This window comes from Martelella sp. FLE1502 (genome assembly GCF_053484255.1).
In genome coordinates this window covers 54,198-77,130 of record NZ_JBAKFQ010000016.1, presented here as the reverse complement: position 1 = coordinate 77,130, position 22,933 = coordinate 54,198, and the positions used below count along the sequence as shown (strand labels likewise).

9 protein-coding genes are annotated in these 22,933 nt (G+C 62.4%); 1 reads left to right on the top strand and 8 read right to left on the bottom strand.

Translation table 11 applies throughout. From position 1 onward, the window contains the following. Window positions 1-9: 9 nt before the first annotated feature. The 8 genes from V6767_RS14620 to V6767_RS14585 all read right to left on the bottom strand — a co-directional run bounded on the left by V6767_RS14620 (window position 10) and on the right by V6767_RS14585 (window position 9,669). A complete protein-coding gene (locus V6767_RS14620; protein WP_448474148.1) occupies window positions 10-1,029 on the bottom strand; it encodes a hypothetical protein in 1,020 nt (339 codons plus the stop codon). Window positions 1,030-1,154: 125 nt separating this feature from the next. Continuing rightward, window positions 1,155-1,562 carry a bleomycin resistance protein gene (locus V6767_RS14615; protein WP_448474147.1) on the bottom strand — a complete coding sequence of 136 codons (408 nt, stop codon included), beginning with the start codon at window positions 1,560-1,562 and terminating at the stop codon, window positions 1,155-1,157. Beyond that, window positions 1,559-2,566: a class I SAM-dependent methyltransferase gene (locus V6767_RS14610; RefSeq protein WP_448474146.1), complete on the bottom strand. Its 1,008-nt coding sequence runs from the start codon at window positions 2,564-2,566 to the stop codon at window positions 1,559-1,561. The genes V6767_RS14615 and V6767_RS14610 overlap by 4 nt, the downstream gene beginning before the upstream one ends. Window positions 2,567-2,863: 297 nt before the next feature. Next, window positions 2,864-5,002: a polyribonucleotide nucleotidyltransferase gene (gene pnp / locus V6767_RS14605; RefSeq protein ID WP_448474145.1), complete on the bottom strand. Its 2,139-nt coding sequence runs from the start codon at window positions 5,000-5,002 to the stop codon at window positions 2,864-2,866. Window positions 5,003-5,275: 273 nt separating this feature from the next. Further along, a complete protein-coding gene (rpsO, locus tag V6767_RS14600) occupies window positions 5,276-5,545 on the bottom strand; it encodes a 30S ribosomal protein S15 (RefSeq protein ID WP_230719524.1) in 270 nt (89 codons plus the stop codon). Window positions 5,546-5,846: 301 nt separating this feature from the next. Then, on the bottom strand, window positions 5,847-7,175 hold the full coding sequence (locus V6767_RS14595; RefSeq protein WP_448474144.1) for a c-type cytochrome: 1,329 nt from the start codon (window positions 7,173-7,175) through the stop codon (window positions 5,847-5,849). Between the two features lie 10 nt (window positions 7,176-7,185). Beyond that, complete coding sequence (locus V6767_RS14590) at window positions 7,186-8,958, bottom strand: GMC family oxidoreductase (RefSeq protein WP_448474143.1); 1,773 nt, start codon at window positions 8,956-8,958, stop codon at window positions 7,186-7,188. A gap of 3 nt (window positions 8,959-8,961) precedes the next feature. Next, entirely contained in the window at window positions 8,962-9,669 is a 708-nt protein-coding gene (locus V6767_RS14585) for a gluconate 2-dehydrogenase subunit 3 family protein (RefSeq protein ID WP_448474142.1), read from the bottom strand. Between the two features lie 634 nt (window positions 9,670-10,303). Between V6767_RS14585 and V6767_RS14580 the strand changes: the two genes are divergently transcribed. After that, window positions 10,304-22,855: an autotransporter-associated beta strand repeat-containing protein gene (locus tag V6767_RS14580; RefSeq protein ID WP_448474141.1), complete on the top strand. Its 12,552-nt coding sequence runs from the start codon at window positions 10,304-10,306 to the stop codon at window positions 22,853-22,855. Window positions 22,856-22,933 lie beyond the last annotated feature (78 nt).

The window sequence follows — 22,933 nt, the reverse complement described above, 5'->3', positions numbered from 1 at the left end:
ACAGCCCGGCTACCGGATGAGAGGCAGCAGTGCCGCCATCAATTCCCTGACAAGATCGGCGCCGGCTTGGCCGGCGCCCTTTTCTCGTCCTTCGGGAACAGGGGAAAACCCGGCTTCATTGTCGAAATACTTGCCGAAGAAGGCGGCATTGCTGATCTCAAACCGTTCTGAAATCTCTCCCGCCCCTTCATAGCCCAACAAACCTTGATGAAGGGCATTGACCGCGAGCAGGCGCTGTTTGAGCTGTAAATTGCGCTCATTAACCTTGCGCGTACCGTTTTCGTAGAATGGCACGGCGCGGTTGATCGCCAGCATCGCCTCCGCCTGCAACGCCATGAGCGCTTGATTTTCGGCGGTTGCTCGGTAGTCCAGCGCATCGGCGTCTATCGGCCGCTCGAGCGCCGAAAGAAAATCCCTGCGAATGTCATTTCCGACAAAACCATCCCGCCTGTAAATTCTGAAGTCGCAGGAGGATCGTCCGAAAACGGCGCTCCAGTTATCCGCGATTGCTTCGAAATTGTAGTAGTAGCGCGAAGGCTTTACATTTTGCGTGAGATAGTCTGCGAGCGAGAGCGTGCAATCGCGCAGCAGCGCAGTCGAGTAGAGCGATGTAGCCATGCTGCTCTGCTCCCGGAAATAACAGATGACCGTCACAGCCGTACAATGCCGGGCGAGAAACGCGGCAAGCCGTCTGATATCTTCCCTTTCTGTCAGACGGCTATGGAGAAATTCCGACGTGATCAGAAAAACGTCGTGCTTTTCAGCGGCAAGGCGAAACTCTTCATCGAGGGCTCTCTCGAAACCGCTAAAAAAACGGTCTTTCTCAGCAAGCGTGCTGATGCCCACCTCTCGCGCCCAGGCATCTATATTACTTTGAAAATACTCGCTGATATAGAGATTGTTGGTGTTACCAAGCCGGAGGCTGAGATAAACGCCCGACCTGCTCAACGCCTCACGATTGAGGTAGAGCCAATTCTGAAGAACCGTGGTGCCGGTCTTCTCCGTACCGATATGCAGAATGCATCGCAATCACGCCGCTCCTTCCGATTCACGAAAATACAATCCGGAGAAACAGAACACTCCTACCACAACCTGAGATGGAAGAGAATACTACATGTCAAGGTGCCCATCGACGCGGAGGGGCATGCGAGCAGTCATCGAATTGTCTGGACCGGTTGAAACGGCCTGAGCAGATATCCGTCCGGGTCTCGCACCCAGAGCTGGCGCTGGCCTCTTTCGCCATTCGGCGTTCGATAGCGCCGCTCCTCGGGACCGAGTACGAGCGACCATTCCGCCTTGGCAAGCCGCGCGACGATACCGTCGAAATCAGCGACCTCGAGCTGGAAGTTGATGCCGCCGCCAAGGTTCTGCGGCGCGTCCCCCACGTTCCGCCCCATGCCGATCGTGTCCAGCATGAGCTGCGCCGCGCCCAGTTCCAGAAAGGCAAAGCCCTCCTCCGGGCGGTCATAGGCGATCGAAAAGCCGATCAGGCCGACATAGAAATCGAGGCTTTTCGAAAGGTCCCTCACGCCGAGTTCCGGAATGAGGGCGTTGAACCTCACTTGCGGCCCCAGAGGACCTTGAAGCGGGCATTGCGATAGTCCTCGCCGCTCTCCTTGCAGTTTTCCGCAAGCACCGGCTCATAGGGCAGGCCGCGATTGGCGACCAGAAGCAGCCGCCCGCCGGGCTTCAGCGCGTCGCAGGCGGCCTTGATCAGCGCCTTGCCGAGGGAGGGTTCGGCGGCCTTGCCGGCGTGGAAGGGCGGGTTCATGATGATCAGGTCGTAGCGCGTCCTGACCTTCTCGCCCGCAAGGTCCTGCCAGAAATAACGGAATGCGCCCTGCTGGCCCGCCAGGTTGACCTTGGCGCGTTCCAGCGCGCGGTAATCCGCCTCGTAGAGATCGATGCCCTCCGTGCGCGGCGCGCGTTCGGCGAGCATTGCGGCAAGATAGCCCCAGCCGGCGCCGAAATCGGCGGCGAGGCCGGAAAAATCCTCCGGCAGGCGCTCGCCGAGAATGCGAGAACCCTCGTCGATCCGGTCATGCGAGAACAGGCCCGCCACGGTGGTGAACCGGCCATCGATCTCGACCGTCGGGTGGGTGAGTTTCGCGAGCGCTTCCGACGGTTCCTCCGGGCGGGTGAACCACACGGCGACGCCATGATATTTCGGCATGGAATCGAGATCGGCAAACAGGTGGCCGAGCCGCTTCCGCAGCGACTGGATGCCTTCTTCCTTGGTGCCCGCGATCACGATGAAACCGCCGGGCACGGTCTTTGCGAGCGCTTCCGCGATCCGGTTCTCGTTTTCGCCGCGATGCTTGGTGAGCAGGATGAGCGTCAGGTCGTAACGCCCCTCGCCCGCCTCCGGCGCAACGTCGGCATGAGCGCGCTCCAGCCCGATGAAATGCGGGCGATAGGGCTGCACCGCCTCGATCGCCGCACCAAAGCCCTCCGGCACGCGGTAACCGGGCTCAGCGCCCAGAAACAGACAACGCCCGCCCTCGGGCATGGCGATCGTGCCGCTTTCGAAGGGATGGAAAATGGTTTTCAGCGTCTCGCGGGCCATGATGTCACCTGTGAAAAAGGCGCGAGCGATAGCTGCTCACGCCTGAAAATGAATGCCTTGCGGTTCTTTCCCTCAATCTCTCCCCTTGAGGGAGAGATGCCCCGAAGGGGCAGAGAGGGGTGAACCCTATCGGCAAATGCGGAGCTACGGGCTTGTGCCCATTACCCCTCTCTGTCGCTTTCGCGACATCTCCCCCTCAAGGGGGGAGATCGTGTGGAGTATGCCGCGCCGCTGCCTTGTCACGTCCAGCGCCGAGCCCGCCTCTTCAGAGACGTAACCCCACCACTCAGGCCAGCCTTACTCGGCGGCGTCGGATTTCGGCTTGCGCTCGATTTCCTTGCCGGTTTCCTGATCAACGACCTTCATCGACAGCTTGACCTTGCCGCGCTCGTCGAAGCCGATGAGCTTGACCCAGACCTTGTCGCCTTCCTTGACCACGTCGGTGGTCTTGGCAACGCGCTCGGAAGCAAGCTGCGAGATGTGAACGAGACCGTCGCGCGGGCCGAAGAAGTTGACGAAAGCGCCAAAATCGGCGGTCTTGACGACCGTGCCTTCATAGATCGCGTTCAGTTCCGGCTCGTCGACGATCGAGTGGATCCACTTCTTGGCCGCTTCGATTTCCTTGCCGGAAGAAGAAGCGATCTTGATCGTGCCGTCGTCGTCGATGTTGATCTTGGCGCCGGTCTTTTCCACGATCTCGCGAATGACCTTACCGCCCGAACCGATAACGTCGCGGATCTTGTCGACGGCAATCGTCATCATCTCGATACGCGGAGCATATTCGCCGAGCTGCTCGCGGCCCTCGGTGATCGCCTTGGACATTTCGCCGAGAATATGCTTGCGGCCGCCCTGGGCCTGGCCGAGCGCGACCTTCATGATCTCTTCGGTAATGCCGGCGATCTTGATGTCCATCTGCAGCGAGGTGATGCCGTCGGCGGTGCCTGCGACCTTGAAGTCCATGTCGCCGAGGTGGTCCTCGTCACCGAGAATGTCGGAGAGAACCGCGAATCGCTCGCCTTCCAGGATCAGGCCCATGGCGATGCCGGCAACCGGCTTTGCCAGCGGAACGCCGGCATCCATCAGCGCCAGCGAGGTGCCGCAGACGGTCGCCATCGAGGACGAGCCGTTGGATTCGGTGATTTCCGAGACGATGCGCAGCGTGTAGGGGAACTGTTCCACCGTCGGCAGCATCGGCCGGATCGCGCGCCATGCAAGCTTGCCGTGGCCGATTTCACGGCGGCCCGGAGAGCCCATGCGGCCGGTCTCGCCGACCGAATAGGGCGGGAAGTTGTAGTGCAGCAGGAAGCGTTCCTTGTACATGCCGGTCAGGGCATCGACATACTGCTCGTCTTCGCCGGTGCCGAGCGTGGCAACCACCAGCGCCTGGGTTTCGCCGCGGGTGAACAGCGCCGAACCATGGGTGCGCGGCAGGATGCCGACTTCCGAGACGATCGGACGGACGGTCTCGAGATCGCGGCCGTCGATGCGGCTCTTGGTGTCGAGAATGTTCCAGCGCACGATCTTGGCCTGGAGGTGCTTGAACACGGCGCCGATTTCTTCGGCTGTGTACTTTGCTTCCTCGCCTTCGGCCGGGGCGTAACGCTCCTTCACCTTCGCCTTGCAGGCGTCGACGGCGGCGTAGCGGGCGGCCTTCTCGGTGATCTTGTAGGCGTCGCGCAGTTCGGTCTCGATGAAGGAGAGCATGTCGTTTTCAAGCGCGGAATGATCTTCCGGCTCGAACTCGCGCGGCTCCTTGGCGGCGACTTCGGCGAGCTTGATGATCGCGTCGATCACCGGCTGGAAGCCCTTGTGGCCGAACATGACGGCGCCGAGCATGACGTCCTCGGGAAGCTCCTGAGCTTCCGATTCAACCATCAGAACGGCATCGCCCGTGCCGGCGACAACGAGGTCGAGCGCGGTTTCGGGCATTTCGTCGATATGCGGGTTCAGCACATATTCGCCGTTGATGTAGCCGACGCGCGCGCCGCCGATCGGGCCCATGAACGGAACGCCGGACAGCGTCAGCGCGGCCGAGGTCGCGACCATGGCGAGAATGTCGGGGTTGTTCTCAAGGTCGTGCTGGAGAACGGTGACCACCACCTGGGTGTCGTTCTTGTAGCCTTCCGGGAACAGCGGACGGATCGGACGGTCGATCAGGCGGGAAACGAGGGTCTCGTTTTCGCTCGGACGGCCTTCGCGCTTGAAATAACCGCCGGGAATGCGGCCGGCTGCAAAGGTCTTTTCCTGGTAGTTGACGGTGAGCGGGAAGAAATCCTGGCCCGGCTTCGGCTCCTTGGCGGAGACGACGGTGGCGAGAACGGCGGTCTCGCCATAGGTGGCCAGAACCGCGCCGTCAGCCTGACGGGCAATCTTGCCGGTCTCCAGCGTGAGCGTGCGACCGGCCCACTCGATTTCCACTTTGTGGCAATTGAACATGTCTTGTCCTTTAACAAATGCTGCGATCCCGCTCTTGCCCGAAGGAAAGGCGACATCGCGGCGTCACGTTTCGTTCGACACGTCACGGGCAAGACAACGTGCTGCTTCCGGTGGCGAAGCAGCCTGCAATCCTGCCCCATGACAGGTCCGTTTCGGCATGCGGCGCCGGACGTTCCGGGGCCGCGTCTTCTGATCCAGCGCCCGCCACGGCGCAAAACCGGCGCTTGTCAGCGCAAATGGAAACGGCGGGCGCAAACGCCCGCCGGATAAAGCTTAGCGGCGAATGCCGAGACGGCCGATAAGGCTCGTATAGCGGCTTTCATCGATGCGCTTCAGATAGTCAAGCAGCGAACGGCGGGTCGAAACCAGCGTCAGCAGACCACGGCGGGAATGGTTATCCTTCTTGTGGTCCTTGAAGTGCTCGGTCAGGTTGGTGATCCGTTCGGTCAGGATGGCAACCTGAACTTCCGGCGAACCGGTGTCGCCTTCCTTGGTTGCGAATTCCTTGATCAGCTCTGCCTTGCGTTCAGCAGTAATCGACATCGGTCATCCTTTCTTTGAGAAATGAGGGTGTTTCAAGTCGCCCGGGCCGGGATGTCGTCCAGCAGGGGCCATTCATGCGCATCTGTTTCAATGCTGGCGCCCATATAGGCCAAACAGAGCGTAATGTCGAGTGTCGCGTTGCGCACGGGGCGACAGCGCAGCAAGGCAGGCATTTTGCCGGGGCCGTATCGCGCACGGCGCGGCCTCGTTCGTGATGCCGCGCCGCTTTTGCGGAAGCGCAATTCCACTGCAATGGATATTGCCGGGCCCGCCGCTTCATCAAAGCGGCGGGCACTTAGTCTTACTGGCGCACGGCCTTGACGTCGTTCTCGGTCACGGCCGGGGCGGAGTTGCCCCAGGCGCTGCGCAGGAAGGTCGCCAGCGTCGCGATATCGGCATCCGACAGCCGGTCGCCGAAGGCCGGCATTTCCAGCCGTTCCGGTCGCTCGGCCGTCGAAGGTAGCGTCGCGCCGTGGAGGATGACTTCGGTCAGCCCCCTGGTCGTCGGCGCAGTCACCAGCGAATTGCCCTTCAACGCCGGGAACACGCCGGGCGCGCCGCGGCCGTCCGGCATGTGGCAGGCATTACAGTTGTTGAGATAGAGCAGCTCTCCGCCTGAAAGGTTTTCAGCCGATTTCAGCTTCGCCGTCGTCGGATCGTCGGCGGCATCGAGTCGGTCCGTCGTCCGCTCGTCCGGGACGGGCTGCGGGTCAGGCGTGACGTCCGAGATCGCCCGGAGATAGCCGACCATGGCATCGGCATCCTCATCCTTCATGTATTGAAGGGATTCGCCGACCACGAGCTGCATCTCGCCGACCACCGCCGAATGGGCGTTGCGGCCGGTGGTGAGATAGTCCTTCAGGTCCGCGTCGGTCCAGGTCTGCAGCGCGGATTCCGCCGTGCGCAGATCGGGCGCCGTCCAGCCGCCGATCTCGCCGCCCGTCAGAAAGGCCGGATCATCGGCATTGGTGCCGTCCTGGGCCATGATCATGTTGCGCGGGCTGTGACAGGCCGCGCAATGGCCGAGCGCCTGCACCAGATAGGCCCCGCGCTCAAGCTGGTCGCTTTCGCTCGCCGCGTCATCCGGCCGGAAGCCAGGCTTGCCGAGCGCGGCCCAGTTCCACAGACGAATGCCCCAGCGCTGGTTGAACGGGAAGTCGAGCTCGGTCTCCTTCACCGGGTTGTCGACCGCCGCGACATCGTTGTGGATGTAGCTCCAGATCGCCCGGATATCCTCCTCCTTCATATGCCGGTAGTTCTCATAGGGCATGGCCGGATAGAGGTGCACGCCGCCCGGCGCGATGCCGTCGACGAGGGCAGCATGGAACTGATCATAGGTCCAGCCGCCGATGCCGGTTTCATCATCGGGGGTGATGTTGCTCGACCAGATCGTGCCCATCGGGCTTTCGATCGGCCGCCCGCCGGCAAAGGGTTCGCCGTCCTCTGCCGTGTGACAGGCCTGACAGTCGGCCATCTGGGTGACGTACTGGCCCTCGCCGGGCGCCGGCTCCCAGTCGGCCGCCAGCTTGTCATCCGGCTTGGTGAGGGACGGCGGCACGAAGATGATCGCCGCAAGCGCCACGACGCCGATGACGATGAGCGCGAGAATGATGCGAAGAAAGGTTTTCATGATCCGCTCCTCACATCAACGGCCGGGGGTTGGGCAGGTAGTCCTTGCGCAACGCCTCCAGCGCCCAGTAAGCGAGGCCACCGACCGCGCCCGTGGGGTTATACTGGATGTTCTGCGGGAAGGCGGAAGCGCCCATGACCCAGACGTTGTGACAGTCCCAGCTCTGGAGATAGCGGTTGATCGCCGAGGTCTTCGGGTCGACGCCCATGATCGCGCCGCCGACATTGTGGGTCGACTGGTAGGGGCGCACGTCATACTCGGCGCCATCGCCCTTGTAGCCCGATGCCATGGCATCCGGGTTCAAAGTCTCTGCGATCTCCTCAATCCTGGCCTTCATGAACTGGGTCATCCTGATATCATTGTCCTTCCAGTCGAAGGTCATGCGCATCAGCGGACGGCCGTGGCGGTCCTTGTAGGTGGGATCGAGATCGAGACAGGTGTCGCGATAGGCCATGTTGGAGCCATGCGAGCCGATCGACAGGTTGTGGCCATACCATTCGCCAACGGCGTCCTTCCAGCCCGCGCCCCAGGCCGGCGTGCCCGGCGGGAGCGACATCTGCTGGATCGGACGACCGCCGGTGTGGCCGCCGGTGATGTAGCTGCCGCCGATAAAGCCTTCCTTGCCGAAATCGATCTGTGACATCGAGAAATCGTCGATCGACATGCCGCCCGCGCCGGTGCCCACGAACGGGTTGAACACCTTGTCCCTGAACCACAGGCTGGTGCCGCCGGTCATCTGGTAGGAGTAGTTGCGCCCGACAACGCCTTCGCCGGTATCGGGATTGTAGGGTTCGCCGATTTCCGACAGCAGCAGAAGATGGACATTGTGCAGCGAATAGGCGCAGACCAGCACGAGATCGGCCGGCTGGAACACCTCCTCGCCGGTCTTCTCATCGAAATAGGTCACGCCCGTGGCGGTCTTGCCGTCGGCGGCCTTTTCGATCTTCAGCACCTCCGAGCGGGTCCTGTAGCTGAAATTCGGCTTGCGTTTCAGCGCGTCGAGAATGCAGACCTGCGGCGATGACTTGGAATAATTGTTGCAGCCGAAACGCTCGCAGTAGCCGCAGTAATTGCACGGCCCAAGCTGCATGCCGTAGTCATTGGTATACTGGATCGAGGCATTGGCCGCCGGCCGCGGGAACGGATGGTAGCCCATATTGCGGGCGGCCTCCGCGAACAGCTCCGAATCCCAGGTGTTCTTCAAGGGCGGCATCGGATACTCGGCCGAGCGCGGCGCCTCGAACGGGTTGCCGCCCTCCTGGATCTCGCCATTGATATTGCCCGCCTTGCCGGCAATGCCAGCGACGCTTTCGAACTTGGTCATGTGCGGCTCCAGCTCCTCCGCCGTCACGCCCCAGTCCTGAAGCTGCATGTTTTCCGGAATGATATCGGCGCCGAAGGTCTCCTCGACATAGGAGCGCAGGCGATATTCGACCGCCTGCGGCCGCCAGTTCTGGCCGTTCCAGTGAACGCCGGCCCCGCCGACGCCTTCGCCCGGCAGGAACGAGCCGAGGTGACGATAGGGAAGCGCCGTCTCTTGCGTATTGTGACGCACGGTCAGCGTGGAGTTGACCGGCTTTTGCATCAGGTCGTAACGCACGGCGTATTTCAGTTCGTCGAAAATGTTGGGATACTGGAAATCGGGCACCGTGCTGCGGTCGTCGCCGCGCTCGAGCGCGAGGATGTCGAGCCCCTCATTGGCGAGCTCCATGCCCATGATCGCCCCGGTCCAGCCGAGGCCGATGATGACGACGTCTTTCTTGGGATCTGTTCTCGTTGCCATGATCTACGCCCTGTCTCCGTTGATTGCCACGGGGCCGAGCGGATATTGCGCGTTCTCGCGGCCCGGCCAGGAGGTGAAGGCGCCGCGCGCGCCGGGAAAGCCGATATAGACCCAGGCCTGCATGTCGTGATTGCCGCCATAGGACGGATCGGCGAAATAGCCCTCCTTGGTGTTGGCGAGCAGGAACTGGAAGAAATCGCGCAGCTCGGGGGCCAGCCCCACCTCGCCCTTCTGCAGCGATGTCAGCGCGGCATCCTGCTTTGCCGCTTCGAGACTTTCGAAACGGTCGCCATGCGTCTGGCTGCACCATTCCTGAAAGACGGGAATCGCCTGGCGATAGATTTCCGCCGGCGTCAGCGGGCTCTGGAAACCGAGCGTGGGATTGGCGGCGGGATCGAACGGGCCCTGCATGTACCAGTCCGCTGCCTTGCCGAAATTGCCTGCGAGCTGCCGGTCGATGAAGACCGGCACCCGACAGTCGATCGCCCCCGGGCCGTTGCCGCCGGCGGGAATGAGACGGTCGCAGGCGGCCATGACGAACGCCCATTCCGCTTCGTTGAAATAGACCCGCTCATACTGGTCGAGCGGCGGCGGCGGTTCCTTTTGAGGCGCTTGTGCCTTCACCGCACCCGCAAGCGAAGCAATCGCCACCCCCGCAGCGCTCCCCTTGAGGAACCCGCGCCGGGATGGACGTCCTGGCATATCTCTCATGATTATTTCCTTTCGCCGGCCGGGGCCGGTCATCTCTCCCCGCCTGCGAATAGTCCGGATTTCGCTCCGGATACGGAGGCGGCTCCATTGCTTCCGGATTTGTGCCCGGAAGACCAACGGTACGCCAAGCGTGACGGACCGAAACCCTCAATGTCAAGCATTGTGACTCATCATGGCCGGCGAGAGAAGGCGATTATTTTCGGAACGTCGTGGAACAAAAAGAAGATAAGCGTAATACCAGCGCCGGTTGCGATCAGCCCGATAGCAATTCTCCGCTCTCCCAGACGCAGGGAGCGACGATCCCACCATACACAAAAGCCGTCGGCGAGACACCTTGGACAGGAACCTCTACGTGAATGAAAATAGTTTAATTAACTTAAAAATAATATAATTTATTAGATGTAACGATAAAAATACTATTAAACGTAAACAGACATTACATAATTTACTTGAGATTTCTGAATAATAGTTATAAATAATGAGGAATTTACATTCACGATTCGTCATCGGGGGCATGATGAACTGTATTGAATCCCTGCGCTGCAACAGCGCCACTATCGCTTTTCACACTCGGTATTTTACGCGACATCGCCTGTCGCGGCTGCTTGCAGGGACCGCCTGCGCCAGCGCGCTGTTGTTTGGCCTCGCCGGGCCAGAGGGCGGCGCGGCGCGCGCGCAGGATCTCTACTGGAACGGGGGAGGATCAACGGGCACGCTGACCGGCGGCGCCGGAACATGGTCGGTCAACGGGCTCAACTGGACCGACAGCACGGCGAGCACGCCCAATGCCGCCTGGACAGGAACCAACGCGATATTCGGCGGCACAACGGCGGCAACGGTCATGATCGACAGTTCGGCGGCGGCCGGCGGCACGATCAATGTCAGCGGCATCACGTTCAGCATAAATAACTACACGCTCGGCCCGAATACGAGCAGCCCTCCCGACAGCATCCTCACCCTTGTCTCTCCCGGCGCCGGCGCTCCGGTGGAAATCAATGTCGTCGGCAGCAGCAATGCTGCCGTGATTTCGGCCGTTCTGGCCGGCAGCGCCGGCCTGCACAAGACCGGAGATGGATATCTATTCCTGGAAGCCGCCAACACCTATACGGGCGACACGACGATTTCGGCAGGCACTGTCGGCACGGGTGTCGGCGGGTTCGGCGGCAGCAGCGCCGATGTCACGATCGAGAACAATGCGACGATCGTCACATACGTGCAGGGCGTTGTAATGGATTCGCTCACGATCGGTACAGGCGGCGGCATTCTCAATGGCGGCGGCGCGATCAGTTCGCAGGTTTACTTCCGAACCGGCAATCTGCAAGGCGCCGGCGACCTGACGATCGACGGGACGTCTTTGACGACGACGGGAAACAGCACCTACAGCGGCACGATCACCCTGAAGAACGATTCCGTGCTGCAGGTCGGCATTGCCATAAATCCATCTTATGAGAACGGATCGCTTGCGGCCGATGTTGTCTTCGGCGGCACAAGCGGCTCCGCGATGGTTGTCACCGGCGTCGCCGCCGAGGCGCTGATTTCGGGAAACCTGTCAAGCACGGATGCGTCCGCCTCGATCTCTCTTTTCAATCAGGTATCGGGCAGCCACACCGGTTCCGTCAGGTTCACAGGCGACAGCAGCGGCTTTCTCGGCACCACAAATGTTTCGACCGCGTTTTTTACGCTTGATGACAACGCCAAGCTGGGCGGCACGGTGAAAATCACGAGCGGCAACGCCATGACACTGGGCAGCGCGGCCGCGGCGACCGGAACGGTCGTCGTCACCGATGGCTCGATTATTGGCGATGCCAGCAATGCGACGGCAACCCTCGGCGCGGGGGCCAGCGGGCTTTCGTTCAGCGGATCGTCGACCATCGACCTGACCGTGACGAATACGTCCACTGTGGCGCCGATCTTTTCCACCGACGGATTGCATGTCGCGGGTACTGTGACGGTCAATCTCGACAGCGGCGGCACAGTTCTGACGGCCGGAACGAGCTATCAGATTATTGGCTACGGTTCATATAGCGACGCTCTGGCCCTGTTCACTCTGGGCACGCACACCGCCGCTTACGGCGTCAGCGCGAATTTTACCGAGAGCGGCAACGTCATCACGCTCAACCTGATCTCGCTCCTGAACGAGCAGTACTGGAATGCCACGGGATCGACCGGCAATTTGCTCGGCGGCGCGGGCACATGGTCGGCAGCCAACACGGTCTGGTACGGCGATGCCGCCGCCAGCGGCTCGCCGGCAGCGTGGAACGCCACGAACGGTTATGCCATTTTTGCCGCGTCCGGCGGCTCGGTCACCGTCGACAACGGCACGCCCTTCAACGCTTCGGGCATGCGGTTCGAAAGCGACGGCTATTCGCTCGAATACTTGGCCGGTCAAAGCGCGACGGCGATGACGCTGACGGCGACAACGGGCAATTTCGTGCCGATCGACGTGGTCAATGCCGGCCACACCACAACCGTCAATATCGGCCTTAACACGGCCTCCGGCGTCGGCCTGGAGAAAACCGGCGCCGGCACGCTGGTTCTGGCAGCGGCGAACGGTTTTGCCGATATCAAGGTCACCGAAGGCACGTTGTCCGTCTCCGATCGCGGCCAGCTTGGCGCAGGCGGCGTAAACCTTTATCTCAACGGCGGCACGCTGCTGGCCACAAGCACAGTCGTGCTCGATAATCTCGGCGCAATCGAAGTCGACAACGACACCACGCTTGCCACCTCCGGCGCGGCGACCATGACATTGGCTGGCCTCCGCATGATGGACCCGCCTGGTTCGAACGCATATGATCTGACAATCGACGGGAACGTCGTTATCGGCGAACTGAGCGGCTTCTCCGACTATTCGGGCAACATTACCGTCGCCTCAGGCATGCTGCAGTTTGGCACCGGATCCAATCGGGATGGTTACTTGCTTAGCGCACAGTCTATCACTTTGCAGGACAATACGGTTCTGGCCAGCCTTGGCGGCACAGGCAATGATGCCTACATTGCCGGCACTTTCAGCAGCGCCACGACCAATGCAGCTTTCAACGTCACAACCCATGGAACGACCTACCGGGCGGACGGAGCCGGCTTTCTTGGCAAGACCACCGTCAGCGGAAACGGAAAACTTGAGCTTGAACAGAAAACGCTTGGCGGCGATGTCACAATCACGAGCAGCGGACATCTGGTCGGCGAATACCGCAACGCGATAACCTATGGCTCCGCCACCGTCGGAACGTCCTTGCTGACCTTCGAAAGCGGCTCCACCTTCAAGGTCACCCTTGATCCCACTGGTTCGCTCACCACACCGCTCTATCTGACGCAGGATATCGACGTGCAGGGCGGCACGCTTCAGGTTTCCGTCGACAGCGGCGTCAGCCTGCCCATCGGCGAGTATCTGCTGATCAACTATGCCGGCACGGCGTCTGGCACGCCGTCTCTCATGGCCGCTTCCGTCGGGTCTCTCATTCCCGTCGGCACGATCGCCGCCGTGCTTTACGACCACAACGCGCTTGTGCTGAAGGTCATGAACCCGCCCACGGGTGTTTACTGGAACGGCGCCGGCGCGCAGGGCAGTTTCATCGGCGGCGACGGCATCTGGTCGCTTGTCGACGCGAACTGGTCCTCCGACAATGCGGCCACCAATCCGCAGATGGTGTGGGACAATTCCGGACAGACGGCGATTTTCAGCGCGACGGCCGGAACCGTGAAGGTCGACAGCAGCGGCGGCGCGGTCAATATCGGCGGTCTGACTTTCAAATCCGACTACACCATACAAGGCAACACCGGTTCAGACGCCCTGACTTTCGCCCCCTCGACCGGCATTGACGTTCTCATGGAGGTCGACGCCAGCGTGACTGCGACGCTCGCGGTCACGCTCCAGGACCTGTCAGGCTACCTCCTGCACAAGACCGGCGACGGAACACTGATCCTGTCGGGCACAAACACCTATAAGGGCGATACCACCATCAGCGGCGGCGTCCTGTCGATTGCCGCCGCAAGCAGTCTCGGTACGGGAAGCACTCTCACGCTCGATGGCGGCACGCTGCAGGCCACGGCTTCAGCGGCGCTGACCCAGCAGGTGAAAATCGATGCCAACAGCGGGATTTCCGTCCTCAACAGCGGCGATACGCTGCAGCTTTCCGGCAACCTTTCAGGCAGCAAGAATCTCGAAATCTCCGGAGCCGGCACCGTGTTGATCACCGGGACGGGCAACACCAACAGCGGCACGACGACGATTTCGGGCGGAGCGACGCTTCAGATCGGCGATGGCTCGACATCGCCCACTTACGTTTCCGAGATTGTTGTCGACAGCAGTACGCTCGCAATCAACACAGCGACGTCCTTTACCCTGCCCGCAAACCTGCAATCGGGCGGTACGGGAGAGGGTCTCTCGATCCTCGGCGGAAAGACGATCATTAACGCTTCTTCAAGCTTGTTTTATGGCTTCACCACCGTCGCCGCCGGCGCGACCCTTTTGCTGGAGAACGGGGGGCAACTGAGCGGAGGATTCGGCGGCGGGGCCATGATCAACGGCACGTTGAGCGGGCCGACCGCGACAGGCAGTTCCAGCATTGCCGGCCCCACCACGATATCGGGCGGCGGCACGCTGATGTCGGCTGCGGCGGGCACGGTGCTGAACCTGACCGGCGGCCTGCTGACGCTTTCCTCCGGTTCGACGGTGCAGGTGGACCTTGCCACCGCCGATGCGGGCGGTTCGGCGCTGTTCGTGGCCTCCGGCGGGCTGACGGTGAATTCGTCGGTCGCCATTGCCAATCCATCCAACACGCTTGGCGTCGGCAATTATGCGCTGATCGACTATTCCGGCGGCTCGCTGACGGGCGCGACCAGCGATTTCGACGTCTCCTCGCTGCATGTCGCAGCCGGTAAGGCCGCGAGCGTGAGCGATGTCAGCGGTGTGATAACACTGGTCGTGCAGGCTGCGCCGAGTGCGACCGATCTTTACTGGAACGGCAACGGCTCCGGCGGCGGTTCGGGCGCGTGGATCAATGACGGCACCACCCAGGACTGGACCGATGTGACCTACAGCACGCCCTCTGCCTGGGTGCAGCAGGCGGTCGCCCATTTCGCCAATACCGGCGGCACGGTCTCCGTCAATTCATCGACCAACGCCGTCAACGTCGCGGGCATGATCTTCACCGGCGACGGTTACACCATTGCCGGCAACACGGGCAGCGATGTCCTCACCCTCGATCCGCACAGCGGCCCCTCCTCCGAGATCCAGGTCGCCAATGCCGGCGACACGGCCACGATCAGCGTCATTCTGGGCGGCTCCACCGGTGTACACAAGACCGGCGACGGCAAGCTCGTGCTGTCGGGGACCAACACCTATTCCGGTGACACGACGGTTTCGGCCGGCACGCTGTCGATTGCCGATGACAGCAATCTCGGCTCCAACGCAACCGGCAATCTGACGCTTGCCGGCGCCACGCTGGACGTGAGCGGCACGACCGGAACGGCCCGCATGGTGACGCTCGGCACCGGCGGCGGCACGATCTCGGTTGCCTCCGCGCAAACGCTCACGGCGACAGGGGTCATTTCCGGCTCCAGCCTGACCGCAAACGGCGATGGCACGCTGACGCTTTCGGGGACCAACACCTATACCGGCGGCACGACCGTGAACGCAGGCGTCGTCTCGGTTTCGGCCGATGCCAATCTCGGCAATGTCGGCGGCGATCTTACGCTTGATGGCGGTGCGCTTCTGGCGTCCTCGACTTTCTCGATGGCGCGCAACGTCAGTTTCGGCGCAGGCGGGGCGACGATCGAGGTTGGCAGCGCGGGCGATACGCTGACGGCCAGCGGCAACTGGACCGGCAGCGGCGCGTTCTCCAAGACCGGCGACGGCACGCTCTATCTCTCCGGCACTGGCTTTACCTATTCCGGCGCGACCACTGTCAGCGCCGGCGGGCTGCAGGTCGCCGGGACCGTTGCAAGCAGCGATATCACGATCGCATCCGGCGCGACACTCGCCAGCACCGGCGCCAACGGCACGATCGGTTCAGCCGTCACGATTGCCGACGGCGGCACGATCAGCGCCGACTCGACGGCGGTTCTGACCATCGACACACTGGTTCTGCAAGCGGGAACGCCCGGATCGATCCTGTCGTTTTCCGTTGCCGCGCCCGCCGCGCCGGCTCTGGTGGCGACCACCAGCGCCGCGCTTTACGGCACTGTCGACGTGAGCTCTGGCTCTGCGCTGGCGGCCGGCCAGTACAATCTGGTTTCGTTCTCGACGATTTCGGCCGGCGGCCTCTCCGACCTGACGCTACGCACGACGCCTTCGCTCCAACCCGGTCTCGTGGCAGCCCTGGCGCAGAACAGCTCGACGATCTATCTCGACGTCAAATCGGGCGCCACCACGCTCTACTGGAACGGAGCCACCGTCACCGGCACGACCATTGTTGGCGGTACGAGCACATGGTCGAACAGCCCGACCACCAACTGGATGGACACCAGCCTGCCGCTCAACACCCCGACCGCATGGAACCCGGGCGACGTCGCGATCTTCTCGGCCACGCCGGGTGGCGCGCAAACCGCAACCGTTTCCGGCAATATCGTTGTCGGCGGTCTCCAGTTCGATGTTAACGGCTATACGGTGACCGGATCGACCGGTGACAAGCTGACCCTGACGCCGGCAAGCGGCACATCGGTGACAATTGCTGTCAATGGCCTGAGCAATACCACCACCCTCAATGTGCTGCTGGACGGCACAGCCGATATCGATATCACCGGCGACAGCAATCTGGTGCTCGGCAATGCCGGCAACAGTTTTGTCGGCGACGTAACCATTGATCAGGTGCAAGTCTTTATCTCCGACAATGGCAATCTCGGCAATCCCGCCAACAGCGTGACGCTTAATGATGGCGGGATTTTAGTTTTTGATTCCATGACGTCCTTCTCCCGCGCGATCAGCCTGACCGGTTCCGGAGGCCAGATCGCGACTGATTTCACTGCCCCCGATATCACGATCAGCAGCACGATTTCCGGAAGCGGCGCGTTGGACGTCAACAGCGCCGGCGGCGCAATTACACTTAGCGGCACCAATACCTATACCGGCGGAACGTACCTCGATGAGGGCACGCTTGCGATCTCGAGCGATGCCAATCTCGGCGACAGCGCGGGCAATATCCTGGCGTATGGGGGCACGCTTCATGTCACCGATACAATGGCGACAGCGCGTGATTTGGGCCTGCTGGCTGCGGATCTGACCATTGAAGTGGACGGGACGAAGACATTTACAATCAGCGGAACGGTTTCGGAGACCGGCGGAGCGGGGAGCCTTGAGAAGACCGGCGACGGTATTCTCGTTCTATCCAACACCGGCAACAGCTATACCGGCGGCACCACGATTTCTGCGGGCCAGCTGTCGATCACAAGCGACGGCAATCTCGGCGATGCTTCCGGCGGCGTCACGCTTTCGGGCGGCACGCTCGCCGTTTCAGGCACGGTTTCCAGCGCGCGCGGCTTTACGGTCAGTGGTGCATCCAACGGCATTGCGCTTTCCGCCGCCGCCGATACGCTGACCTTGACCGGCGCGATCTCGGGAGCGGGCGACCTGACTCAGTCCGGCAATGGCACGCTGGTAATCGCGGCCGACAACAGCGCCACCTTTACCGGCGATATCGCCCTCACCGGCGGCACGCTGCAGTTTGGCAATGGCAGCAATGACGGCAATGTCGGTGGCGGCATCGCCGCTGCGGCCGGCACGACGGTCAACTTCAACAATACCGGCTCCATGACCTTCGCACAGGTCATTTCCGGCGACGGCGCGATCACCAAGACCCAGGCGGGCACGCTGGTGCTTTCCGGAACCAATACCTATACCGGCGGCACCACGATTTCCGCCGGCGCCATCCATGTCGCCGGCGACGGCAACCTCGGCGATGCTTCAGGCGGCGTGACGCTGTCCGGCGGCGCGCTGTCCTTAACCGGCGCGGGCACCATGACCACGGCCCGCGATTTTGCCATCAGCTCCACGGGGAATGCTATCGGCGTTGTTGCATCAGGCGCGACACTGATGGCAAGCGGCGCGTTTACCGGCAGCGGCGACCTGACCAAGACAGGCCCCGGAACGCTGGACGTCTCCGGCACAGGCAACACCTATTCCGGCGCCCTGGCGATTGCCGCCGGCGACTTCAAGCTGACGGGCAACTGGACGGGCAACATCACCGTCAATTCGGGCGCAACCTTCGTCAGCGCAACATCGAACGGCTCGGCGGCGGGTTCTTTGAACATTGCCGACGGCGCGACACTTTCCGCCGACTATTCGGCACAGTTGAGCGTCGATACGCTGGTTCTCAATGCGGGCAGCCCCGGCTCGACCTTTGCGGCCAATGTCTCCGGCGCGGCGGCGCCGGTACTGGTGAGCGCCAGCAATGCCACGCTTGCCGGCGCGGTTCAGGTGACCACTGGGCCGACCGGCACCGGCACGCTTGGCGCGGGGACCTACAATCTTCTGAGCTACACCACACTCGTCAGCGGTTCGGTCGGCGCGATGACGCTTGGCCATGTCAACCATTCCGCCGGACTTGCGCCCACGCTCTCCACAACGACGTCGGGGCCCACCAGCACCGTGGTTTTGGAGCTTACGGCTATATCCAACCTCCTTACCTGGAACGGGCCGAACACGAGCGGCGGCCCCGCCATCGGCGGCACAAGCACCTGGTCGAATGGCGCAACCCAGAACTGGGTCGACAACCTCAATGCGGCCTCGGCCTGGGTCGACGGCGATACGGCCGTTTTCTCCGCTTCCCCCGGCGGACCACAGGTCGTCTCGATCGACAGCACCACCTCGGGGGCCGTCAGGACTGCCGGCATGCAATTCTCGGTGGACGGCTACACGCTTCAAGGGGCAACCGGCGGCGACAAGCTGACCCTGGCCGCTCCCTCAGGCTTCACCGCAGAAGTGACCGATGCGAGCTATACGGCAACGGTCGACGTGGTGATCGACGGTTCCGCCGACTTCAAGAAGACCGGACCCGGGACACTGGTCCTTGGCGGCGCCAACAGCTTTACCGGCACCGTCTATGTCACGGCGGGCACGTTGTCCGTTGGCAGCGACGGCAATTTCGGCGATGCCGCCAACAAAATCAGCATTGCAGCGGCAACGCTGGATGTTACCGCCGGGTTCACCTCGGCGCGCGATGTTACGCTTGCCGCATCGGGCAGCACAATCAACATCGCCAGCAGCGCCGCCACGTTGACGGCAAACGGGGTCTTCTCCGGCCCCGGCGATCTCAACCTCACCGGCGCGGGCACGCTGGTGCTCGCCAACACCGCCAACAGCTATGCCGGCGACACCAATGTCAGCGGCGGCGCAGTGCTCTCGATCGCCGATGATGCGGCCCTTGGCGCAACCGCCCATCTGAGCCTCGATAACGCAACGCTTGAAGTTACCACGGCGGGTGCGATCAGTCGGGACACCACGCTTGGAAGCGGCAACGGCACGATCGAAACGACGCTTAGCACCGGCACGATCAGTCTCGGCGGCACAATCCACGGCGCCGGCGCTCTGACGCTGACGAGTTCTGGCCTGGTATACCTGCTTTCGGGAACAAACACCTATCAGGGCGGCACCACCGTCACCGCCGGCACGCTGGTCTCGATCGCGCGCGATCAGAACCTCGGCGACGCGGCTGGCGCGCTGTCGCTCGGCGACGCCAGCAGACTTGTGGCCACCGGATCGTTCAACGCGACCCGCGCCATCACGCTCGCCGGCAGCGAAGCCGTGATCGACCTCGCATCCTCGTCCGTCACCGTCACAATGGGCGGCGCCATCAGCGGATCGGGCCAGTTGCGCAAGACGGGCGCCGGCGCACTGACCCTGACCTCGGCGGCCAATGCCTATAGCGGCGGCACCAGCATCGAGGGTGGCAGTCTTGTCGTCGGCGCCGATGCCAATCTCGGCGATGCTTCCGGCAAGGTCACGCTGTCCGGCGGCGCGCTTACGGCATCGGCAACCTTCAGCACCAGCCGCGAGATCGACATCGACAGCACCGGCGGCACGGTAAACGTGAATGGCGGCGCGACGCTGACCATGGCCGGCGTTCTCGCCGATCTCACGACACCCGCCGGCACTCTGAAAAAGAGCGGAACCGGCACGCTGCTGATTTCCGGCACCGCAAACACCTTCTCCGGCGCAACAACGGTGGCCGCCGGTACGCTCCAACTTGGCGGATCGCTTTCCGGCGATATCAACGTTCAGTCGGGCGCGACATTGCAGAACGGCGCGACGAGCGGCAGCAGCGGCGGCACAGTGACCGTCGCCGACGGCGGAGCGCTGTCGGCCGACTATGCCGCGCCGATGAGTTTTGCAAGCCTGGTGCTCACGCCCGGAACCGGCTCGACGCCGGGATCGACCTATATCGCCAACCTGCGCAACACCAGCGACCCCGCGCCCGTGACAACCGGCAATCTGTCGCTTTACGGCACAATCGAGCCGACAAGCGCGGTCACGCTTGCTGCCGGCAATTATGCGCTGATCAGCTACACCAGCCTGGCCGGCGGCTCCATTGGCGGGCTGACGCTCAACACCATGGCCCCGCTTGCGGCAGGCACCGTCGCCCAGCTCAACCAGGTCGGCTCCGATATCGTGCTGCAGGTGATCACCCAGACAGACATGCTGTACTGGAACGGCACCAAGACCAGCGGCACCGGCATTGTCGGCGGCGACGGCATATGGAAGGCCGACGGACGCCTCAACTGGACGGACAATGCTGGCGCGATCAACCGCGCATGGCATGACGGCGCGACCGCGATCTTCTCGACGACGCCAGGGGCAACGCCAACGCCGCGGGTCACGGTGGACAGCGCTACCCCAATCGCGGTCGGAGGCATGAAGTTCGAGATCGACGGCTACACTGTTGCCGGCAGAACGGCAAGCGACAAACTGACGCTGACCGCTCCGACCGGCACGACCTATGTTACGGCGGAAGTGACAAATGCGGGTGATACAGCAACCCTGGCTGTCGCTCTTGCAGGCGCATCGGGTCTTGCCAAGTCCGGTGACGGAACGCTGGTGCTTTCAGGAGCCAATTCCTATTCCGGCGGAACGCGAATATCGGCCGGCACGCTTGCGATTTCCAGCGATGCCAATCTCGGTGCATCGGGCGGCGGCATTGGCATATCCAGCGCCACGCTCTCGGTCTCCGGCACGTTCGAGACAAAGCGCGGCGTCACGCTCGGTTCGCTCGGCGGCACGATCGCGGTTGTCGGCAATGCCGATACCCTGACCATGAGCGGCAATATCGTCGGCAGCGGCGCGCTCACGAAATCGGGTTCCGGCACGCTGGCGATGACGGCGAATAACAGCTATGGCGGCGGCACCACTGTCTCCCGCGGGACGTTGCAACTTGGCAATGGCGGCGCCAACGGGTCCGTTTCCGGCACGGTCGCGGTCGGCGGCGACGGCACACTCGCCATCATGCGCAGCGACAGCTTCGATTTCGGCAACGCCCTCTCCGGCACCGGCGGCTTCGCCCAGATCGGCAGCGGCACAACCCGCATGACGGCCGACAATTCCGGTTTCGCCGGAACAAGCCACGTCCTGAACGGCACGCTTGAAATCGCCCGGAACGCGGCACTTGGCGGCGATATTCATGTCGCGGGCGGCTGGCTGCAGGGCTATGGCAAACTTGGCAATGTCACCGTGGAGGCCGACGGCTCAATCACTGCTGGCACGGCATCGGACATTGCCACCCTGTCGACCGGCAGCCTGAGCTTTGCCGACGGGTCGACCTATCTCGTCAATCTCTCGGATGACGGGGCGGGCGACCTCCTCTCCGCAACCGGTCCTGTCACCATTGCGGGCGGCAGCGTCGACATGGTCGCGAACGGCAGCACATTTGCCGACGGACAGCAATATACCATTGTCAGCACGACGGATACGGTGACGACCGAGGATGGCAATAGCGACGGCAATGCCGGCTTCGACACGGTTACGAGCAATCTCGCCTATCTGCAGGCCACGCTCGGCTACACCGCAACCAGCGTCATCCTGACGTTGAAGGCGGATGAAAGCGCGGGCTTCTGCCTTCCCGGCATGAACGCCAATGAATGCGCCACGGCGAACGGCATCCACAGCCTTGGTCCGGACAATCCGCTCTACCAGATTATCCAGTCGCTGCCGGCGAACGCGGTCGACAACGCCCTGTCCCAGCTTTCCGGCGACACATATTCCTCGATCGGCAATGCAATGATCGCCAACAGCTACTATGTTCGCGATGCGATGAGCAAGCGGATGCGCAACGCCTTTGGCGGCATCACCACCGGCGAGGAGGCCTCTACCGCCAGCAACTACGCCGCAGCTCCCGAGAGCGATTCGCCCTTCGGCCTCTTCGGCGATGACAACAGCGGCGTTGCGGTCTGGCTTGCCGGCTATGGCTCCTGGTCCGACCTGAAGGGTAGCGACGGTGCGGCCAGCATTACGAGTTCGGTCGGCGGCTTCTTCATCGGCGCGGATGTAGCCGCCTTTGACACGATGCGTTTCGGGGCGCTGGTGGGTTATGGCCGCTCGAACTTCGATGTCGACGGCCGCAACGCCTCGGGAAACAGCAATGATTTCACGCTCGGCGCCTATGGCGGCGGTCAGTGGGATGCGATCGGCATCGACTTCGGCGCGGCCTATACCTGGCACGACGTCTCCGCCAAGCGCTATGTCAGCTTCACCGGCCTGTCGGAACAGCTGTCGGGCGACTACACCGCCGGGACCTTCCAGATCTACGGCGATATCGGCTACACCGTGCAAGTCGATGACAATTTCCGCGTGGAACCTTTCGCCAACGCCGCCTATGTCTACCAGCAGACGGATTCCTTTACCGAGACCGGCGGCATCGCGGCGCTGTCGCGCAATGGCTCGGACAGCTCGGTCGGCTTCACTACGCTTGGCCTTCGCGCCGCTTATGCCTTCGCGGCGGGGCAGTACGAGGCCGAGGTAACCGGCGAACTGGGCTGGCGTCATGCCTATGGCGACGTGGACCCGAGTTCGGAGGTCTATTTCGCCGGCGGCGATGTGTTCGGCATATATGGCGCACCGATTGCGGAAGATCAGGCCGTCATCAGCGTCGGCATCGCCTCAAAACTCAGCGAGACGCTCAGCATCGAGTTGAACTATACCGGCCTGTTCGGCGGCGGTTATGAAAGCCAGAACGTGGCCGGAAAACTCAATCTTCGCTTCTGAGTTGCCGTAGATGGCTTCATAGAGCGTCGGACGAATAAGTGGGATCCGGTTTTCGTTGATCCGACACGTCGAAAAGAG